This is a genomic window from Chryseobacterium sp. POE27, from assembly GCF_039727685.1.
GTDB lineage: Bacteria > Bacteroidota > Bacteroidia > Flavobacteriales > Weeksellaceae > Chryseobacterium.
This window is the reverse complement of sequence record NZ_CP152475.1, coordinates 339,558-354,415: the sequence shown is the minus strand read 5'-3', so window position 1 is coordinate 354,415 and position 14,858 is coordinate 339,558. Positions and strand designations below refer to the sequence as shown.

Here is a 14,858-nt window from a genome sequence, read left to right as displayed (position 1 = left end):
AAACAATGAAAAGAACGGTTTTAAATGTGGCTGCATTATTTTTAGGAATAACAGCATTTTCACAGAATATTCAGACAGTTACCAATTCCAAAGGTCCGGTTCTAGGATATTCCGCAGATTCAGGGGTAAAAATCCTTACGGTTGGCGGAAATAAATTCAAAGATTTAAACAGAAACGGAAAACTAGATAAATACGAAGATTGGAGACTACCTGTTGATGAAAGAGCAAAAGATCTGGCTTCAAAAATGACCATCGAACAGATCGCAGGATTAATGCTATATAGCGGTCATCAATCGGTTCCTGCTCCGGCAGACGGTTTCAGAGCAGGAAAATATAATGGAAAATTGTATAAAGAAAGCGGAGCCAACGCATGGGATCTTACCGATCAGCAGAAGAAATTTTTAAAAGAGGATAATCTGCGCCACGTTTTGGTAACAACAGTAGAATCTCCCGAAGTGGCCGCGAAATGGAGCAATAATATTCAGGCGTATATTGAAGGTTTAGGATTAGGAATTCCTGCCAACAACAGTACAGATCCGAGACATTCGGCAACGGTTACAGCAGAATTTAATGAAGGTGCAGGCGGACAGATTTCACTTTGGCCGGACGGTTTGGCAATGGGTGCAACTTTTGACCCTGAGTTGGTTAAAAAGTTCGGAAACATAGCCGCTCAGGAATACAAAGCGTTGGGTATTTCTACAGCTTTATCTCCACAAATCGACTTGGGAACAGAACCGCGCTGGTACAGAATTGCCTACGTTTTCTCAGAAAGCCCTGAACTGACCGCAGATATGGCGAGAGGTTATATCGACGGATTCCAGACAACTACAGGAAGTAAAAACGGCTGGGGAAACAAAAGTGTGAATGCCATGGTAAAACACTGGCCGGGAGGTGGACCTGAAGAAGGCGGCCGCGACGGTCACTGGGCTATGGGAAAATTTGCCGTTTACCCGGGAAATAATTTTCAAAACCACGTAAAACCCTTTACAGAAGGTGCTTTTAAACTTAATGGCGGAACCAAAGAAGCTGCAGCGGTAATGCCTTATTACACGATTAGCTTTAATCAGGATACAAAAAATGGCGAAAATGTCGGAAACGGATTCAGCAAATATTTAATTACAGATTTACTTCGCGGAAAATACAAATATGACGGCGTAGTCTGCACCGACTGGTTAATCACCGCAGACGAACCAAAAACTCCCGGCGGATTTGCCGGAAAACCGTGGGGCGCAGAAAAATTATCCATCGCAGAACGTCATTACAAAGTATTAGAAGCCGGTGTTGACCAATTCGGAGGAAATAATGATAAAGAACCCGTTCTGGAAGCGTATCAGATGGGTGTAAAAGAGCACGGTGAAAAAGCGTATCGTGCAAAATTTGAGCAGTCGGCCGTTCGTTTGCTGAGAAATTTCTTCAGAACAGGATTGTTTGAAAATCCTTATGTCAACGTAGAGGAAACCAAGAAAATCGTCGGTAATCCCGAATTTATGAAAGCAGGTTACGAAGCGCAGGTAAAATCCATCGTGATGCTGAAAAACAAAGCCAACATTCTTCCGATTAAAGAAAGAAAAACGGTTTATATTCCGAAGAGATATTCTCCGGCAACGTTCAACTGGTGGGGAATTTATACCGCTCCGTCTTTAGATTATCCTATTGATATTGAGAAAGTAAAAAAAGCATTTCAACGTTACTGAAGACCCTGCAAAAGCCGATTTCGCATTGGTTTTTGTGAAAAGTCCGCATAGTGAAGAAGGCGGTTACAGCGACATCGATGCCAAAGAAGGCGGAAATGGTTACGTCCCGATTTCTCTTCAGTATCAGACTTATACAGCGACAGAAGCTCGTGAAAAAAGTATTGCAGCCGGCGACCCGGTTGTGGCACCGAATGTTCACGACAGAACGTTTAAAAATAAAACATCCACAGCAACCAACTTTACAGATTTATTGACCATTCAGAACACCTACAAAGCAATGAACGGAAAACCAGTCATTATTTCTGTAACCGCTTCAAAACCGATGGTTTTTAATGAATTTGAAAAGCACGCTGATGCAATTTTGATGAATTTCAATGTCTCGAATCAGGCTGTTTTAGATATCATTACAGGGAAATACGAGCCTTCAGGGTTGCTTCCTCTTCAGATGCCTGCAAATATGGCGACAGTGGAAAAGCAAAAAGAAGACGTGCCTTATGATATGGAAACGCATAAAGATTCTGAAGGTCACAACTACGATTTCGGATACGGAATGAACTGGTCCGGCGTGATCAAAGATGCCAGAACTGAGAAATATAAAAAGTAATTGATTAGAATCTGAGTCTGTTTTACATAGGCTCAGAATTTTATTTTTTGATTTGGATCGGCAGCAATTTTTTAATATTAAAGAAAAACAAAAAGGATGAAAAAAGTGCCTTTAATGATAGTTTTATTAACTGCTTTTTTTAGTAAAGGAAATGCGCAGGGACTTTCTTGTCACCCCCTCGAAAAACGTTTTCAAACAACAACTTTACAGAATTATTCTATTTCTGAAAATAGGTCGCTGGATGGGATGATTTTGATTAAAGGAGGTACATTTTTGATGGGTGCATCTGATAACCAAGGCAGAAAAGATGAATATCCACAGCACAAAGTAAAGGTTAATAGCTTCTATATTGATGAAACTGAGGTGACTAATGAGCAGTTTTTAAAATTTGTAGAAAAAACAGGTTACATTACAACTGCAGAGAGGGTACCGAACTGGAATGAACTGAAAAAACAACTTCCCAAAGGAACTCCAAAACCGGCAGACAGTCTCCTGACGGCTTCATCTCTTGTTTTTAAACAATCATCAAGCCCTGTACCTCTCAATAATCCAGGACTTTGGTGGGAATGGAAAAAGGAAGCCAACTGGAAACATCCTGAAGGGCCAGGGAGTAACCTAGAAGGTAAAGAAAACTTCCCGGTAGTACATATCACTTGGGAAGACGCTAATGCTTATGCAAAATGGGCGGGTAAAAGACTGCCGACAGAAGCTGAATGGGAATATGCGGCAAGAGGCGGATTAGAAAATCAGATATATCCGTGGGGAAATGAAGAACCTTATCAGGGTTTACCGAAAGCAAATACCTGGGATGGAAAATTTCCTTATTTAAATACGGAAACCGATGGCTTTAAAAGATTAGCACCAGTAAAATCATTTGCTCCAAATGCTTACGGACTTTATGATATGGCAGGAAATGTTTGGGAGTGGTGTGCTGATAATTATGACCAGAACTACTATCAGAGCTTGGTAAACATCGTGTCGGAGAATCCTCAAGGATCTGCCAAAAGCTACGATCCGCGAATGCCCAATACTGCCGTGAAAGTAGTAAAAGGAGGTTCTTTTATGTGTAATGAAATGTATTGCTCTGGATACAGAGTATCATCCAGAATGGCATCTTCACCCGATACAAGTCTTGAAAATACAGGCTTCCGATGTGTTGCCGAATATAGTGAAAATGAGAACTCATATTAATTTATAGAAAGAATAACAATGTATAAAAGAAAACTATTACTCTTAACATTAGCTGTGGCGTTCCAGATTTCTTACGCTCAGAAAAAACCCAATATCATCTATATCATGACAGATGATCATTCTTATCAAACAATCAGCGCATACGGAAGCAAAGTTTCAAAACTGGCTCCAACTCCCAATATAGACAGACTGGCAAAAGAAGGAATTCTCTTCGAAAAAGCTTTTGTTGAAAATTCTTTGTGTACTCCAAGTCGTGCTGCTCTGATGACTGGTCTTTACAGCCATCAGAACGGACAAAAACAGTTGGCAGAAGGTATTGATTCCACAAAAGTTTTCTTTTCAGAATCACTTCACGATGTTGGATATCAAACGGCTATAGTTGGAAAATGGCATATGTCGACCAGTCCAAAAGGTTTTGATTACTATAATATTTTAGATGACCAGGGAAAATATTATAACCCGACTTTCAAAAGTAAAATGACCAACGACAAATATGTTCAGGAAAAAGGTTATGCAACAAAACTGATTACACAGCACTCTCTCGAGTTTTTAGATAAGCGTGATAAAAACAAACCATTTTTACTGATGGTTCATCACAAAGCACCGCACAGAAACTGGATGCCGGAATTGCAGTATTTAAATCTTTATGAAAACACGGAATTTCCGCTTCCATCAAACTTTTGGGACGATTACAAAGGAAAAGGGGTTGCCGCGAAAGAGCAGAAAATGACCATTTCAAAAGACCTCGAACTTGTGCAGGATTTGAAAGTTGGAGAGTTGAATGCAGAGGCAAAAACACCTTATGACAAATTTTCATTTGTAGCACTTTCCGGAGAATTAGACCGGTTAACACCAGAAGAAAGAGTCGTTTGGGATAAATTTTATAAGCCTAGAAATGAAAGATTTCTGAAAGCAAAACTGACGGGTAAAGAACTGGTTTTGTGGAAGTATCAGAATTATATGAGAGACTACGAAAGAGTCGTAAAATCTGTGGATGATTCTGTAGGCGAGATTTTAGATTACCTCGATAAAAACCCGGAACTGAAAGAAAATACAATCGTTGTCTACACGTCTGATCAGGGATTTTATATGGGCGAGCATAATTATTTCGACAAAAGATTTATGTATGAAGAATCTTTCAGAACACCTTTGTTGATGCGCTATCCGAAAGGAATTAAAGCAGGAACAAAATCTCAGGCTTTAGTTCAGAATATTGACTTTGCGCCGACATTTATTTCGATGGCAGGTGCAGAAAAATCTTCTGAAATGCCCGGAAATACTTTAGAACCACTATTTTCAGGCAAAGAACCGAAAGACTGGCGAAACAGTTTATACTATCATTATTACGATTATCCAGCTTTCCATTTGGTGAGAAAGCACGATGGTGTGAGAACAGACCGTTACAAATTGATTCATTTCTACGGAGATGGTGGTTTGAAGGCAGCAAAAACAAAATTTCAGTTAACTCCGGGTTACAGAGAATACAGAGTTTTGGAATTGCTTAAAAAAAGTTGATTACATCACAGATGCAGAGGATATTAATTACAATGAATTGTACGACCTGAAAAATGACCCGAACGAAATGAATAATCTCTACGGAAAACCTGGTTACGAAAAAGTAACTGAGGAATTACAGGCGAGATTAGACAAGTATAGAAAGGATTTGAATGTTCCTAAAGATGAATTTTAATAATTGAAAAATTATCAGTCAGAATATTGGTTTTCTGACTGGTATTTATTTTTAAACCACATTAAAAAAAATTAAAAATGATTCATAAAAAAATAGTTTTAACCTTACTTTTGACTTCATCAATTATGATGTTTGCTCAGGAAAGCCTTGATTTCAGCGGAAAGAAAAATTTAGTCTCCCCGGAAATCAATGGTCAGAATGTGACCTTTCGTTTGCTCGCTCCCGATGCGAACAGCGTAAAACTGCAGGGAAACTGGTTTCCTTCAAAAGGAATGGAGCCTGGTTCTGTCGATTTGCAGAAAGACAAAGACGGCGTTTGGTCGTTCACTAAAAATGATTTCACACCGGATTTATACACCTATTTATTCGTTGTAGATGGCGTAAAAGCTAATGATCCCAATAATTCTTATCAGGTTCGGGATGTTGCCTCGGTGATGAGTATGGTTTTGGTTGATGGAAAACAGTCGGAAAATTACAAAGTTCAGAACGTTCCTCACGGCACCGTTTCCAAAAGATGGTACAAATCAAATGGACTGAAAGAAGACAGAAGATTAACAGTCTACACACCACCAGGTTACGAAAATTCCAAAGAAAAATATCCTGTTTTATACCTGCTGCACGGAATGGGTGGCGACGAAGAAGCCTGGATGACATTGGGAAGAGCGTCACAGATTCTTGATAATTTGATTGCTCATGGAAAAGCCAAACCGATGATTGTCATAATGCCGAATGGTCATACCAGCAATTCCGCTGCACCCGGAGAATCTTCGAAAGGTTTTTATAAAATCGATATGAGAACGCCGGATATTTTCAGTGGTGATATGGAAACTTATTTCAAGGAAATTATAGATTTTACCGAAGCAAATTACCGCACAAAAGCCGATGCCAAAAACCGTGCGATTGCAGGACTTTCAATGGGAGGTTTTCATTCGCTGTACATTTCTGCGAATCAACCGAAAACGTTCGATTATGTCGGACTTTTTTCTCCCGCTATTCTTCCGCCGGATGAAAAGAAAAGCCCGGTTTACCAGAATTTAGACTCAAAGCTGAAAACGCAGCAGACCAATTCTTACAAACTCTACTGGATTGCGATTGGAAAAACAGATTTCCTGTACAAAAATGTATCGGATTATCGCCAGAAACTCGACAAAATGAATTTCAAATATCAATATGTAGAATCCGAAGGCGGTCACACCTGGAGCAACTGGAGAACATATCTGAACGAGTTTGTGCCTCAATTATTCAAGTAAGAATATATTTATTGGGGCAGCTTAATCCGCCCTCCGTTCCCGCTTTTTTTGCCTCTGCTTTGCTTCGGCAAAAAGAGCTCCACTCAGGTCGGGCTGCGTGAGATTCGCTGTTAAAATCAATAACAAAAGTAACTGTTATTTAATTTGGCCCTTAGCTGAGTGCCAACGCCTTTGCGAACTTTAAAACAGTTTAATAATCAAAAAAACTTTGCGCTCTTTGCGTTAAAATTTTTACAATCAAAATAATTTAAAAATGAAAAAATTAATCATAGCGAGCATCTTCCTATTCGGATTAAATACCATTAATGCTCAAAAATCAATTCCATTATACCAAGGAAAAGCGCCCGGTTCAGAAAACTGGACGTATTCTGAAAAAGAAATGGATTCCGATTTATTCAAAACCCATTTAGTGTATAACGTTGCTGCTCCCGCAATAGAAATATTTGAAGCGCCAAAGGCAAAAGCCAACGGAACAGTGATCGTAATCGCTCCCGGTGGTGGTTTTCAAAGTCTTTCTATTAATAAAGAAGGAAGAGATTTAGCAAAAATCCTTCAGGAAAAAGGGATAACGGCTGTTGTTTTAAAATATCGTTTGCTGGAAACCAAAACCGGAGATCCTGCTCGCGAAATGATGGAAAACATCAAAGACAGAAAAGCTTTCGATGCAAAAACAGCACCGATCAAAGTAATGGCCGGTGAAGACATCAAAACTGCGATTTCTTACATCAGGACGCATGCAAAAGAATTAAATATCAATACAGAAAAACTAGGTGTCATTGGATTTTCTGCCGGAGCGAGTGTCATTTTGGAAAGTGTACTTCACAGCAAAGATGCTTCCACATTACCAAACTTTGCCGCTTCCATTTACGGAGGGCCAAGTGAAGAAATTTTAAATACAGAAATACCGAGCACTACTCTACCGCTGTTTATTTGTGCTGCCAGCGATGATCAGCTGAAGCTCGCTCCAAAATCAGTTTTGCTTTACAGTAAATGGCTGCAGGCGGGGCAACCGGCAGAACTGCATATCTACGAAAAAGGTGGTCACGGATTCGGAATGGCAAAACAGAATTTGCCTGTCGATAAATGGTCGGAGATCTATCTGGATTGGCTGAAATTCCACAAATTTTTATAAACCCTTAAAATTTAAACCACAAAAGTTTTGCCTATAAAGCTGAATGCAAAACTTTTAAAGTTCATCAAAAGCACTTTGAAAATCTTTGATTTTCATCTTATGTGTTCTTACATTTTCAAGCTATTTAAATTAAATCTAATGTGACTCATGTGTCAAAAAAAATTTATGCCTTTTTGACTTCGTCGAATATTCGATTTGTGGTTAAAAAGAAATTAAATATCAAACAAAGAAATATTATGAAGAAGAATATATCAACATTAACAGCACTTTCTCAGAAAGCAAAATATGCAGGGTTATTTCTGGCATTATTAGCAGCTTCACCAGTTGTTAAGGCACAGAATAATACAACGGTAACGGTTAACGGAAAAACATTTAAAGACCTCAACGGAAACGGCAAACTTGATGCCTGGGAAGATACAAGACTTTCAGCCGATAAAAGGATTGATGCCATCATCAAACAGATGACCAATGCAGAAAAGGTGGACCTGCTGATAGGAACCGGAATGCCCGGTATAGAAGTTCTTACTGGTCCTGTAGGAGATTCTAAGCAAGGACTTGTTCCCGGTGCTGCGGGAGGAACTGCGGAATTGACAAGATTCGGAATTCCGGCAACGGTAGTAGCAGACGGCCCTGCAGGGCTTAGAATTGCACCGAACAGAGCAAATGATTCCAAAACATATTATGCTACTGCCTTCCCAGTGGGAACTGCTTTGGCTTCGACATGGAACAAAACACTTCTGGAGCAGGTAGGAAAAGCAATGGGAAATGAAGTAAAGGAATACGGCGTTGATGTATTGCTTGCTCCCGCCCTTAATATCCACAGAAATCCTCTTAACGGAAGAAACTTTGAGTATTATAGCGAAGATCCTTTAATTTCAGGAAAAACTGCCGCAGCAATCGTTAATGGAATTCAATCTCAGGGTGTGGGAACTTCTATTAAACATTTTGCAGCCAATAATGAAGAGACGAATCGTTTGACGATTAATGCTCACGTTTCCGAAAGGGCAATGAGAGAATTGTATCTGAGAAATTTTGAAATTGCCATTAAAGAATCCCAACCCTGGACAGTAATGTCATCTTATAACAAAGTGAATGGTGTTTATACATCAGACTCAAAAGATTTACTGACTCAGGTTTTGAGAAATGAATGGGGCTTCAAAGGAATCGTGATGACCGACTGGTTCGGAGGTTTCCCAGGATTTGAATCGATAAGAACCGGTGGAATTTCTGATGTTGTAAAACAGATGAATGCCGGAAATGACCTCCTGATGCCGGGAATTCCTGCGCAGAAAAAGGTATTGCTGGAAGCTCTTAATTCAGGAAAGCTGTCACAGCAAGTGGCTGATTTAAATGTAAAAAGAATTTTAGAATACATTTTTAAAACACCAACTTTCGCACAGTACAAATACAGCGACAAGCCAAATTTGAATGACCACGCCGAAGTAACAAGAAATGCTGCGACAGAAGGAATGGTCCTACTTAAAAATGAAAATAATGCGCTGCCTTTTGCCGATAAGCAAAAAGAAGTTTCGTTATTCGGAGTGACTTCTTATGCGTGGATTACCGGAGGAACAGGAAGCGGAAGTGTGAATAACAAGCACACCGTTTCTTTGTTGGAAGGTTTAAATGCTGCCGGTTACCAATTAGACAAAGAATTAGTCGACTTATATAAACCTCATGCTGAAAAAGAAGTTGCCGCCGAAAAAGAAAGAAGAAAAGCAAGAGGAATTCTGGCGTTACCTGAAAGACTTCCTGAAATGAAAATGGATGATGCTTTTATCGCTAAAAAAGCCGAAACTTCGGAAATCGCTTTCGTAACACTGGGAAGAAATTCCGGGGAGGGTGGCGACAGAGTTGTTGATAATGATTTCAATCTGGCGGCAGAAGAAATAGAAATGCTGGACAAGATCTCAAATGCATTCCATGCTAAAGGGAAAAAGGTAGTTGTTATTTTAAATATTGGTGGCGTTATCGAAACCGCTTCATGGAAGGATAAGGCAGATGCTATTTTGCTGGCATGGCAACCCGGACAGGAAGGTGGGCATTCTGTGGCAGATGTGGTTTCAGGAAAAGTAAATCCTTCAGGAAAACTGACGATGACTTTCCCGGTAAATTATACAGATCATGCTTCAGCAAAGAATTTCCCGGGAGTACCTGCAGACAATCCGAAAGACGTGACCTATCAGGAAGGTATTTATGTCGGATACCGTTATTTTAATACTTTTGGGGTAAAACCTTCGTATGAATTCGGTTACGGAAAATCGTACACCGATTTTACTTATTCCAATATTAAAACAAGTTCAAAAACGTTTAACAACAAACTGGAAGTAAGCCTTGAGGTTAAAAACACCGGAAAAGTACATGGAAAAGAAGTGGTAGAATTATATCTTTCAGCACCGAATCAATCTATCGACAAGCCAAAATCTGAGTTGAAAGCCTATGCCAAAACTAAAGATTTAAAGCCGGGAGAGTCTCAGACTATTACATTGACCTTAGAGCCGAAAGATCTGGCATCATATGTTTCGTCAAAAAGTGCATGGATTGCCGAAGCAGGAAATTATAAAATTTCTGTAGGAGCCTCTTCTCTGGATATCAGACAAACCGTTGATTTTTCGGTTCCTAAAGAAATTACGGTAGAGAAAGTTCAGCATGTGTTTGCTGCTGATACACAATTTGAAGATATTAAACCGTAAAAATATAACATTAGAGAGGCTGCAGTTTTTAAATCTTATTTAATTCAATGCTTTATACCCCCATAAACTTGTTCTAAATTTAATTGCTCAGCTTCTTAATGTTTTATATCAGAATAAATGGTTTTTCATGATAAGTTTATTATCTCAAATTAAGATTTTATCGGTAAAATAGGTATCTTTAACCACTTTTTTTAAATAAATGAATGTTATGATCAATGATGTAAAGACTACCGGCAGGAACTATACGGTTCCTCTGATAACCATCACCCTTCTATTTTTCATGTGGGGATTTATCACCTGCATGAATGATATCCTGATTCCTTATCTGAAACAGCTCTTCAGCCTGTCGTTCTTCGAATCGATGCTGGTACAGTTCTGTTTCTTCGGGGCTTATTTTATCGGTTCGCTGATCTATTTTTTAATATCAACCACACAGGGCGACCCAATTGATAAAGTAGGCTATAAAAAAGGAATCCTTTTCGGAATCTTTCTGGCGGCATTAGGCTGCGTTCTCTTTTATCCTGCGGCGAGCTTTGCGTCGTATGGATTATTTTTAGGAGCACTGTTCATTCTAGGATTAGGATTTACAGTCCTGCAGATCACTGCGAATGCCTATGTTTCCTTGCTTGGGCCGGAAGATTCGGCGTCCAGCAGACTCAATATGACCCAGGCTTTTAATGCTTTCGGAACAACGATCGCACCGGTGTTGGGCGGACATCTGATTTTCGAATTGTTTTCTTTACCGGACGGTTCTTTCTCTGCAGCAGCCACCAAGATTCCTTATCTGATCTTTGCAGGAATTCTTTTACTGGTAGCTTTATTAATTTCAAGAGTAAAGCTTCCTGATTTTCAGGTAAAAGGTGAAGAAATTGTCAAGGGTTTTGGAGCCCTGAAACATAATCATCTCATCTTTGGAGTGGTAGCCATGTTCTGCTATGTGGGCGGAGAAGTAGCCGTGGGAAGCTTTATCATCAGTTTCCTTGAGCAGCCACAAGTGATGAATTTATCTGAAGTGGTGAGTAAAAACTATCTTTCCCTGTACTGGGGCGGGGCGATGATCGGGCGTTTCTTAGGCGCTATTTCATTGAACCATTCTCTCAGTCAGGGTAAAAAAAGCATTGTATATGCTGGGAGCAGCAGCGGCTGTGTTTTTGGTGATCTTCAGTATTGTAGATCTTACTTTTGCACAGATCAGCTTCTTCCTTGTATTTATTGCATTAAATTTTATTGCATTTTTTATCGGAAAAGCAGCTCCGGCAAGAACGCTATCCATCTTTGCGGCAGTGAATGTCGTTCTGTTAATTTCCGCTATGTTAAATCATGGTGAGATGGCGATGTACAGTATTTTAGGAATCGGAATTTTCAATTCTATTATGTTCTCAAATATCTATACACTGGCTATTTCAGGATTGGGTAAATATACCAGTCAGGGTTCTTCGTTAGTTGTAATGGCTATTTTGGGAGGAGCCATCGTTCCTATCTTCCAGGGATACCTTGCTGATGTTTTCGGAGTGCAGCATTCGTTTATCATTCCGGTATTCTGCTATGTCGTGATTCTGATTTTCGGAGCTTACTGTACTAAATATTTAGGGCATGTAAAGCAAGATGCTGATGCAAAATCAGGACATTAAATATTATTTTTATATAAGGGGAAAAACCTGCCGTTGGGCAGGTTTTTGTTTTTATATTCAATAAAAAGTTACATTGAAAGGGTCTTTGTTTTGGTATTATAAACAATGACATCCTCATCCGACTTTTCTCCTGTTTTCATTAAACTGTCAACATGAATAATCTTAAAATTCTTTGGCTTGTAAATTTTCACTTCGTTCGTTGTCTCATTAACACTTACCTTTTCTGCATTTTCAAAGCTGATGGACTTTGATGATAAAGAAACATTTCCTGTAAAAACGGTTGTTTTATCTTTTAAATTTCTATTGATGTTGTCACTTTTGAATTTCAAAACATCATCATCTGATTTTTGCTGAGAGAAGATTTGTTGTGAGCAAAGCAAGAGCAGAAATACTCCGGTAATTTTTAGACTTTTTATCATTTTCCTATTTTGTATTTTCTACAAAAGAACAAATAAATTTGATTGCTGATAAAAAAATAACCTTTTTTTAACACTTCTCAATGCTGGCGCGAGCACAAGAATTTCTCATATATTATTAACATACTCTTTTGTCATTAAGATTACAAATAAAAAGCAATTTCATTATCTTTAAACTTTCAATCGAGGGAAATGGATACATCTGATCAGAATCGCTTACTTACCAAAAGACTTCAGGAAATACAGAAAGAGCAGTCGAGCATATCGGCTGTGAATATGGCACTGTCGAAGTCGCTGGATCATTATCAGTTTGGTGCTGCATTGAAAAATCATTTTAAAGAGGTACTGAAATATGATGAGATTATCATTCTAAACTGTGAAAAAGATGAGAAAGGATTTAAAACTTTCCACAGTAGCTTCGCTGACAGGAAATATCAGAATCATGTTCTCTACCATCCAAAAGATGACATCCTCAGTCAGTGCCTGCGATCTGCAGAACCTATCGTGTTTGATCTTAAAAATTTCACTGACAAAAGCAATCAGGAAATCTCTTCCGTGCTTGCCTCAAAGAATACAGGAATGCGTATTGCTGTAGGACTCGCACTGCCTTCATTTCACGGACAGGAAAGCGTGCTTTTTCTTCTTTATAAAAACTTTCTGACTTCTGAAGATATTCAAGAAAGAATACTCACTGCAGTTTCTACACAATTGGCGATTAGCATACGTACTATTCAGATTTTACAAATGGCAGGTTCGCTAAAAGTATCTGCCGAAGAAAAGGAACAGACAGAAACAAAGTTTCAGAAAGGTTTTCAGGGAATTATCGGAGAAAGTACAGTGATGCAAAAAATATATGAACAGATCTCTATGGTTGCCCCTTCACAGTCAGGAGTTTTAATTTATGGAGAAACGGGAACGGGAAAAGAACTGATCGCACAGGCCATCCATGATCTTTCCCCGGCTTCACATAAAAAAATGGTAAGAATCAATTGTGCAGCTATACCTTCCAACCTCATCGAATCGGAATTGTTCGGACATGAGAAAGGTAGCTTTACGGGTGCTACGGAACAGCGTAAAGGGAAATTCGAGCAGGCGAACAACAGTACGATTTTCCTTGATGAGATCGGAGAACTTCCTTTGGAATTGCAGGGAAGGCTGCTTCGGGTACTGCAGGAAAAAGAAGTGGAGAGAATCGGAGGAAATAAAAGGATTAAAGTTGATGTAAGAATCATTGCCGCTACAAACCGTTCCCTGGAAAAAGAAGTGGCAGAAGGGAGATTCAGAAGTGACCTGTATTACAGGCTGAATGTATTCCCAATAGAGCTTCCCCCGTTGAGAGAACGAAAAGAAGACATACCGCTTCTGGCAATCTATTTCCTGGAAAAGCATGATAAGAAAACCGGGAAAAAGATCACCGGATTTTCACAGAGCGTGTTACAGGAAATGTGTTGCAATCCGTGGCCAGGAAATATCCGCGAACTTGAAAATATGGTTCAGCGAAGCATTATTACCGCAAAAGATAACATCATCAAAGAAATGATCTTTCCAAAAATTCCTGATCTTCAGCAGGAAATTTCAGAGAAATGGCAGGTTAAGACTCTTCAGCAAATCGAAAAAGAATACATCCTGAAGGTTGTCGAAAAGTGTAATGGTCGTATTTCAGGTAAACAGGGCGCAGCGGTTTTGCTGGGACTTCCTTCCACCACACTGATCTCAAAGATGCAGAAACTCGGCATCCATAAGCAACATTATTTTAAACCTAAAGATTAAATCTTTTTAAACAGTAAGGATTAAGGCTCAGCGCCCATTTCTTTGTTAATTCCCATTTCTATTTTTCCGGACGATAAAGCCCAGAAGATCCACAGCCCTAGAATAATAATCAATGCAGCAGCGGGGATAGTGAAAGAAAATAGCAATGCCAGCAGATAAATCGGAAATCCGTACAGATAATTGTTCTGTATTTTCTGTATTGCTATATCACTGATTCCGGGACGAAGAAGCGTTTTATTCCGGCTTGCCAGAAACCAAAGCAGATTGTAGGCAAGATTAATCAATACAAAAGTTCCTGTATAAATAGCCACCACAACAGAAGATGCCTCACCATTAAAAAATCTTGCCAGCAGTGATGTAGGATATGACACAGCAGAAACCAGAAAGAGAATCAGTCCGTTGGAAAACATAATTCCGGAATTGCGGCTGTAGATCTGTTTGAAGATTTTATGATGGTTTACCCACATGATAAAAATACTGAAAAACGAAAGGAGAAATGCTAAAAATGCAGGCCATTGGTTTTTAAGAAAAATGAGCAGATCATGACCGCTTTTCACAGAATTTTCTTCCGGCATATGAAGATCCAGCACTAAAAGTGTAATGGCAATCGCAAAAACAGCATCGCTGAAGCCTTCGATTCGTACGGTTTCTTTTTCCATAATTGATGTGATTTAATGTTAATGATTATATATAAGATAATGCTTCGCTTATTGAATAAGTGAATTGTTTTGAATGATGTTTCGGCTAAAGCCTTTATTTTACGTTTAATGATAAGGGCTTCCTTCGA

11 protein-coding genes and 1 pseudogene are annotated in these 14,858 nt (G+C 39.2%); 10 read left to right on the top strand and 2 right to left on the bottom strand.

Annotated features, from left to right (window positions below; all coding sequences use genetic code 11):
• The first annotated feature begins 5 nt into the window (after positions 1 to 5).
• The 9 genes and pseudogenes from AAHI02_RS01545 (at position 6) to AAHI02_RS01505 (ending at position 11,885) form a co-directional block, all read left to right on the top strand.
• A pseudogene (locus tag AAHI02_RS01545) lies at positions 6 to 2,298 on the top strand (glycoside hydrolase family 3 N-terminal domain-containing protein).
• A gap of 114 nt (positions 2,299 to 2,412) precedes the next feature.
• Positions 2,413 to 3,489: a formylglycine-generating enzyme family protein gene (locus tag AAHI02_RS01540; protein ID WP_346985129.1), complete on the top strand. Its 1,077-nt coding sequence runs from the start codon at positions 2,413 to 2,415 to the stop codon at positions 3,487 to 3,489.
• 18 nt (positions 3,490 to 3,507) lie between these two features.
• Positions 3,508 to 5,004 carry a sulfatase gene (locus tag AAHI02_RS01535; protein ID WP_346985128.1) on the top strand — a complete coding sequence of 499 codons (1,497 nt, stop codon included), beginning with the start codon at positions 3,508 to 3,510 and terminating at the stop codon, positions 5,002 to 5,004.
• A gap of 37 nt (positions 5,005 to 5,041) precedes the next feature.
• A complete protein-coding gene (locus tag AAHI02_RS01530) occupies positions 5,042 to 5,179 on the top strand; it encodes a sulfatase/phosphatase domain-containing protein (RefSeq protein WP_346985127.1) in 138 nt (45 codons plus the stop codon).
• 77 nt (positions 5,180 to 5,256) lie between these two features.
• Positions 5,257 to 6,429 carry an alpha/beta hydrolase-fold protein gene (locus AAHI02_RS01525; RefSeq protein WP_346985126.1) on the top strand — a complete coding sequence of 391 codons (1,173 nt, stop codon included), beginning with the start codon at positions 5,257 to 5,259 and terminating at the stop codon, positions 6,427 to 6,429.
• Between the two features lie 253 nt (positions 6,430 to 6,682).
• A complete protein-coding gene (locus AAHI02_RS01520) occupies positions 6,683 to 7,561 on the top strand; it encodes an alpha/beta hydrolase (protein WP_346985125.1) in 879 nt (292 codons plus the stop codon).
• A gap of 236 nt (positions 7,562 to 7,797) precedes the next feature.
• The gene (locus tag AAHI02_RS01515) at positions 7,798 to 10,254 is read left to right on the top strand and encodes a glycoside hydrolase family 3 N-terminal domain-containing protein (protein WP_346985124.1); all 2,457 of its coding nucleotides are present in this window, start codon (positions 7,798 to 7,800) and stop codon (positions 10,252 to 10,254) included.
• A gap of 199 nt (positions 10,255 to 10,453) precedes the next feature.
• Positions 10,454 to 11,581 carry an MFS transporter gene (locus AAHI02_RS01510; protein ID WP_346985123.1) on the top strand — a complete coding sequence of 376 codons (1,128 nt, stop codon included), beginning with the start codon at positions 10,454 to 10,456 and terminating at the stop codon, positions 11,579 to 11,581.
• Complete coding sequence (locus AAHI02_RS01505; RefSeq protein ID WP_346985122.1) at positions 11,565 to 11,885, top strand: hypothetical protein; 321 nt, start codon at positions 11,565 to 11,567, stop codon at positions 11,883 to 11,885. Before AAHI02_RS01510 ends, AAHI02_RS01505 begins: the two co-directional genes overlap by 17 nt.
• 68 nt (positions 11,886 to 11,953) lie before the next feature.
• Here the strand turns inward: AAHI02_RS01505 and AAHI02_RS01500 are convergent, their stop codons facing one another.
• Positions 11,954 to 12,304 carry a hypothetical protein gene (locus tag AAHI02_RS01500; RefSeq protein ID WP_346985121.1) on the bottom strand — a complete coding sequence of 117 codons (351 nt, stop codon included), beginning with the start codon at positions 12,302 to 12,304 and terminating at the stop codon, positions 11,954 to 11,956.
• A 189-nt stretch (positions 12,305 to 12,493) separates the two neighbouring features.
• On the opposite strand from AAHI02_RS01500, the gene AAHI02_RS01495 reads away from it, so the two are divergent.
• On the top strand, positions 12,494 to 14,071 hold the full coding sequence (locus tag AAHI02_RS01495) for a sigma 54-interacting transcriptional regulator (RefSeq protein ID WP_346985120.1): 1,578 nt from the start codon (positions 12,494 to 12,496) through the stop codon (positions 14,069 to 14,071).
• A 20-nt stretch (positions 14,072 to 14,091) separates the two neighbouring features.
• On the opposite strand, the gene AAHI02_RS01490 is transcribed toward AAHI02_RS01495, so the two are convergent.
• Positions 14,092 to 14,730 (bottom strand): TMEM175 family protein, encoded by a 639-nt coding sequence (locus AAHI02_RS01490; RefSeq protein ID WP_346985119.1) that lies wholly within the window; start codon positions 14,728 to 14,730, stop codon positions 14,092 to 14,094.
• Between the last annotated feature and the right edge of the window lie 128 nt (positions 14,731 to 14,858).

Excerpts from the sequence above, each read along its gene's own strand:
- AAHI02_RS01540 (WP_346985129.1), top strand. The coding sequence starts at position 2,413 with ATGATAGTTTTATTAACTGCTTTTTTTAGTAAAGGAAATGCGCAGGGA.
- AAHI02_RS01535 (WP_346985128.1), top strand. The coding sequence starts at position 3,508 with ATGTATAAAAGAAAACTATTACTCTTAACATTAGCTGTGGCGTTCCAG.
- AAHI02_RS01525 (WP_346985126.1), top strand. The coding sequence starts at position 5,257 with ATGATTCATAAAAAAATAGTTTTAACCTTACTTTTGACTTCATCAATT.
- AAHI02_RS01520 (WP_346985125.1), top strand. The coding sequence starts at position 6,683 with ATGAAAAAATTAATCATAGCGAGCATCTTCCTATTCGGATTAAATACC.
- AAHI02_RS01515 (WP_346985124.1), top strand. The coding sequence starts at position 7,798 with ATGAAGAAGAATATATCAACATTAACAGCACTTTCTCAGAAAGCAAAA.
- AAHI02_RS01510 (WP_346985123.1), top strand. The coding sequence starts at position 10,454 with ATGAATGTTATGATCAATGATGTAAAGACTACCGGCAGGAACTATACG.
- AAHI02_RS01505 (WP_346985122.1), top strand. The coding sequence starts at position 11,565 with ATGTTAAATCATGGTGAGATGGCGATGTACAGTATTTTAGGAATCGGA.
- AAHI02_RS01500 (WP_346985121.1), bottom strand. The coding sequence starts at position 12,304 with ATGATAAAAAGTCTAAAAATTACCGGAGTATTTCTGCTCTTGCTTTGC.
- AAHI02_RS01495 (WP_346985120.1), top strand. The coding sequence starts at position 12,494 with ATGGATACATCTGATCAGAATCGCTTACTTACCAAAAGACTTCAGGAA.
- AAHI02_RS01490 (WP_346985119.1), bottom strand. The coding sequence starts at position 14,730 with ATGGAAAAAGAAACCGTACGAATCGAAGGCTTCAGCGATGCTGTTTTT.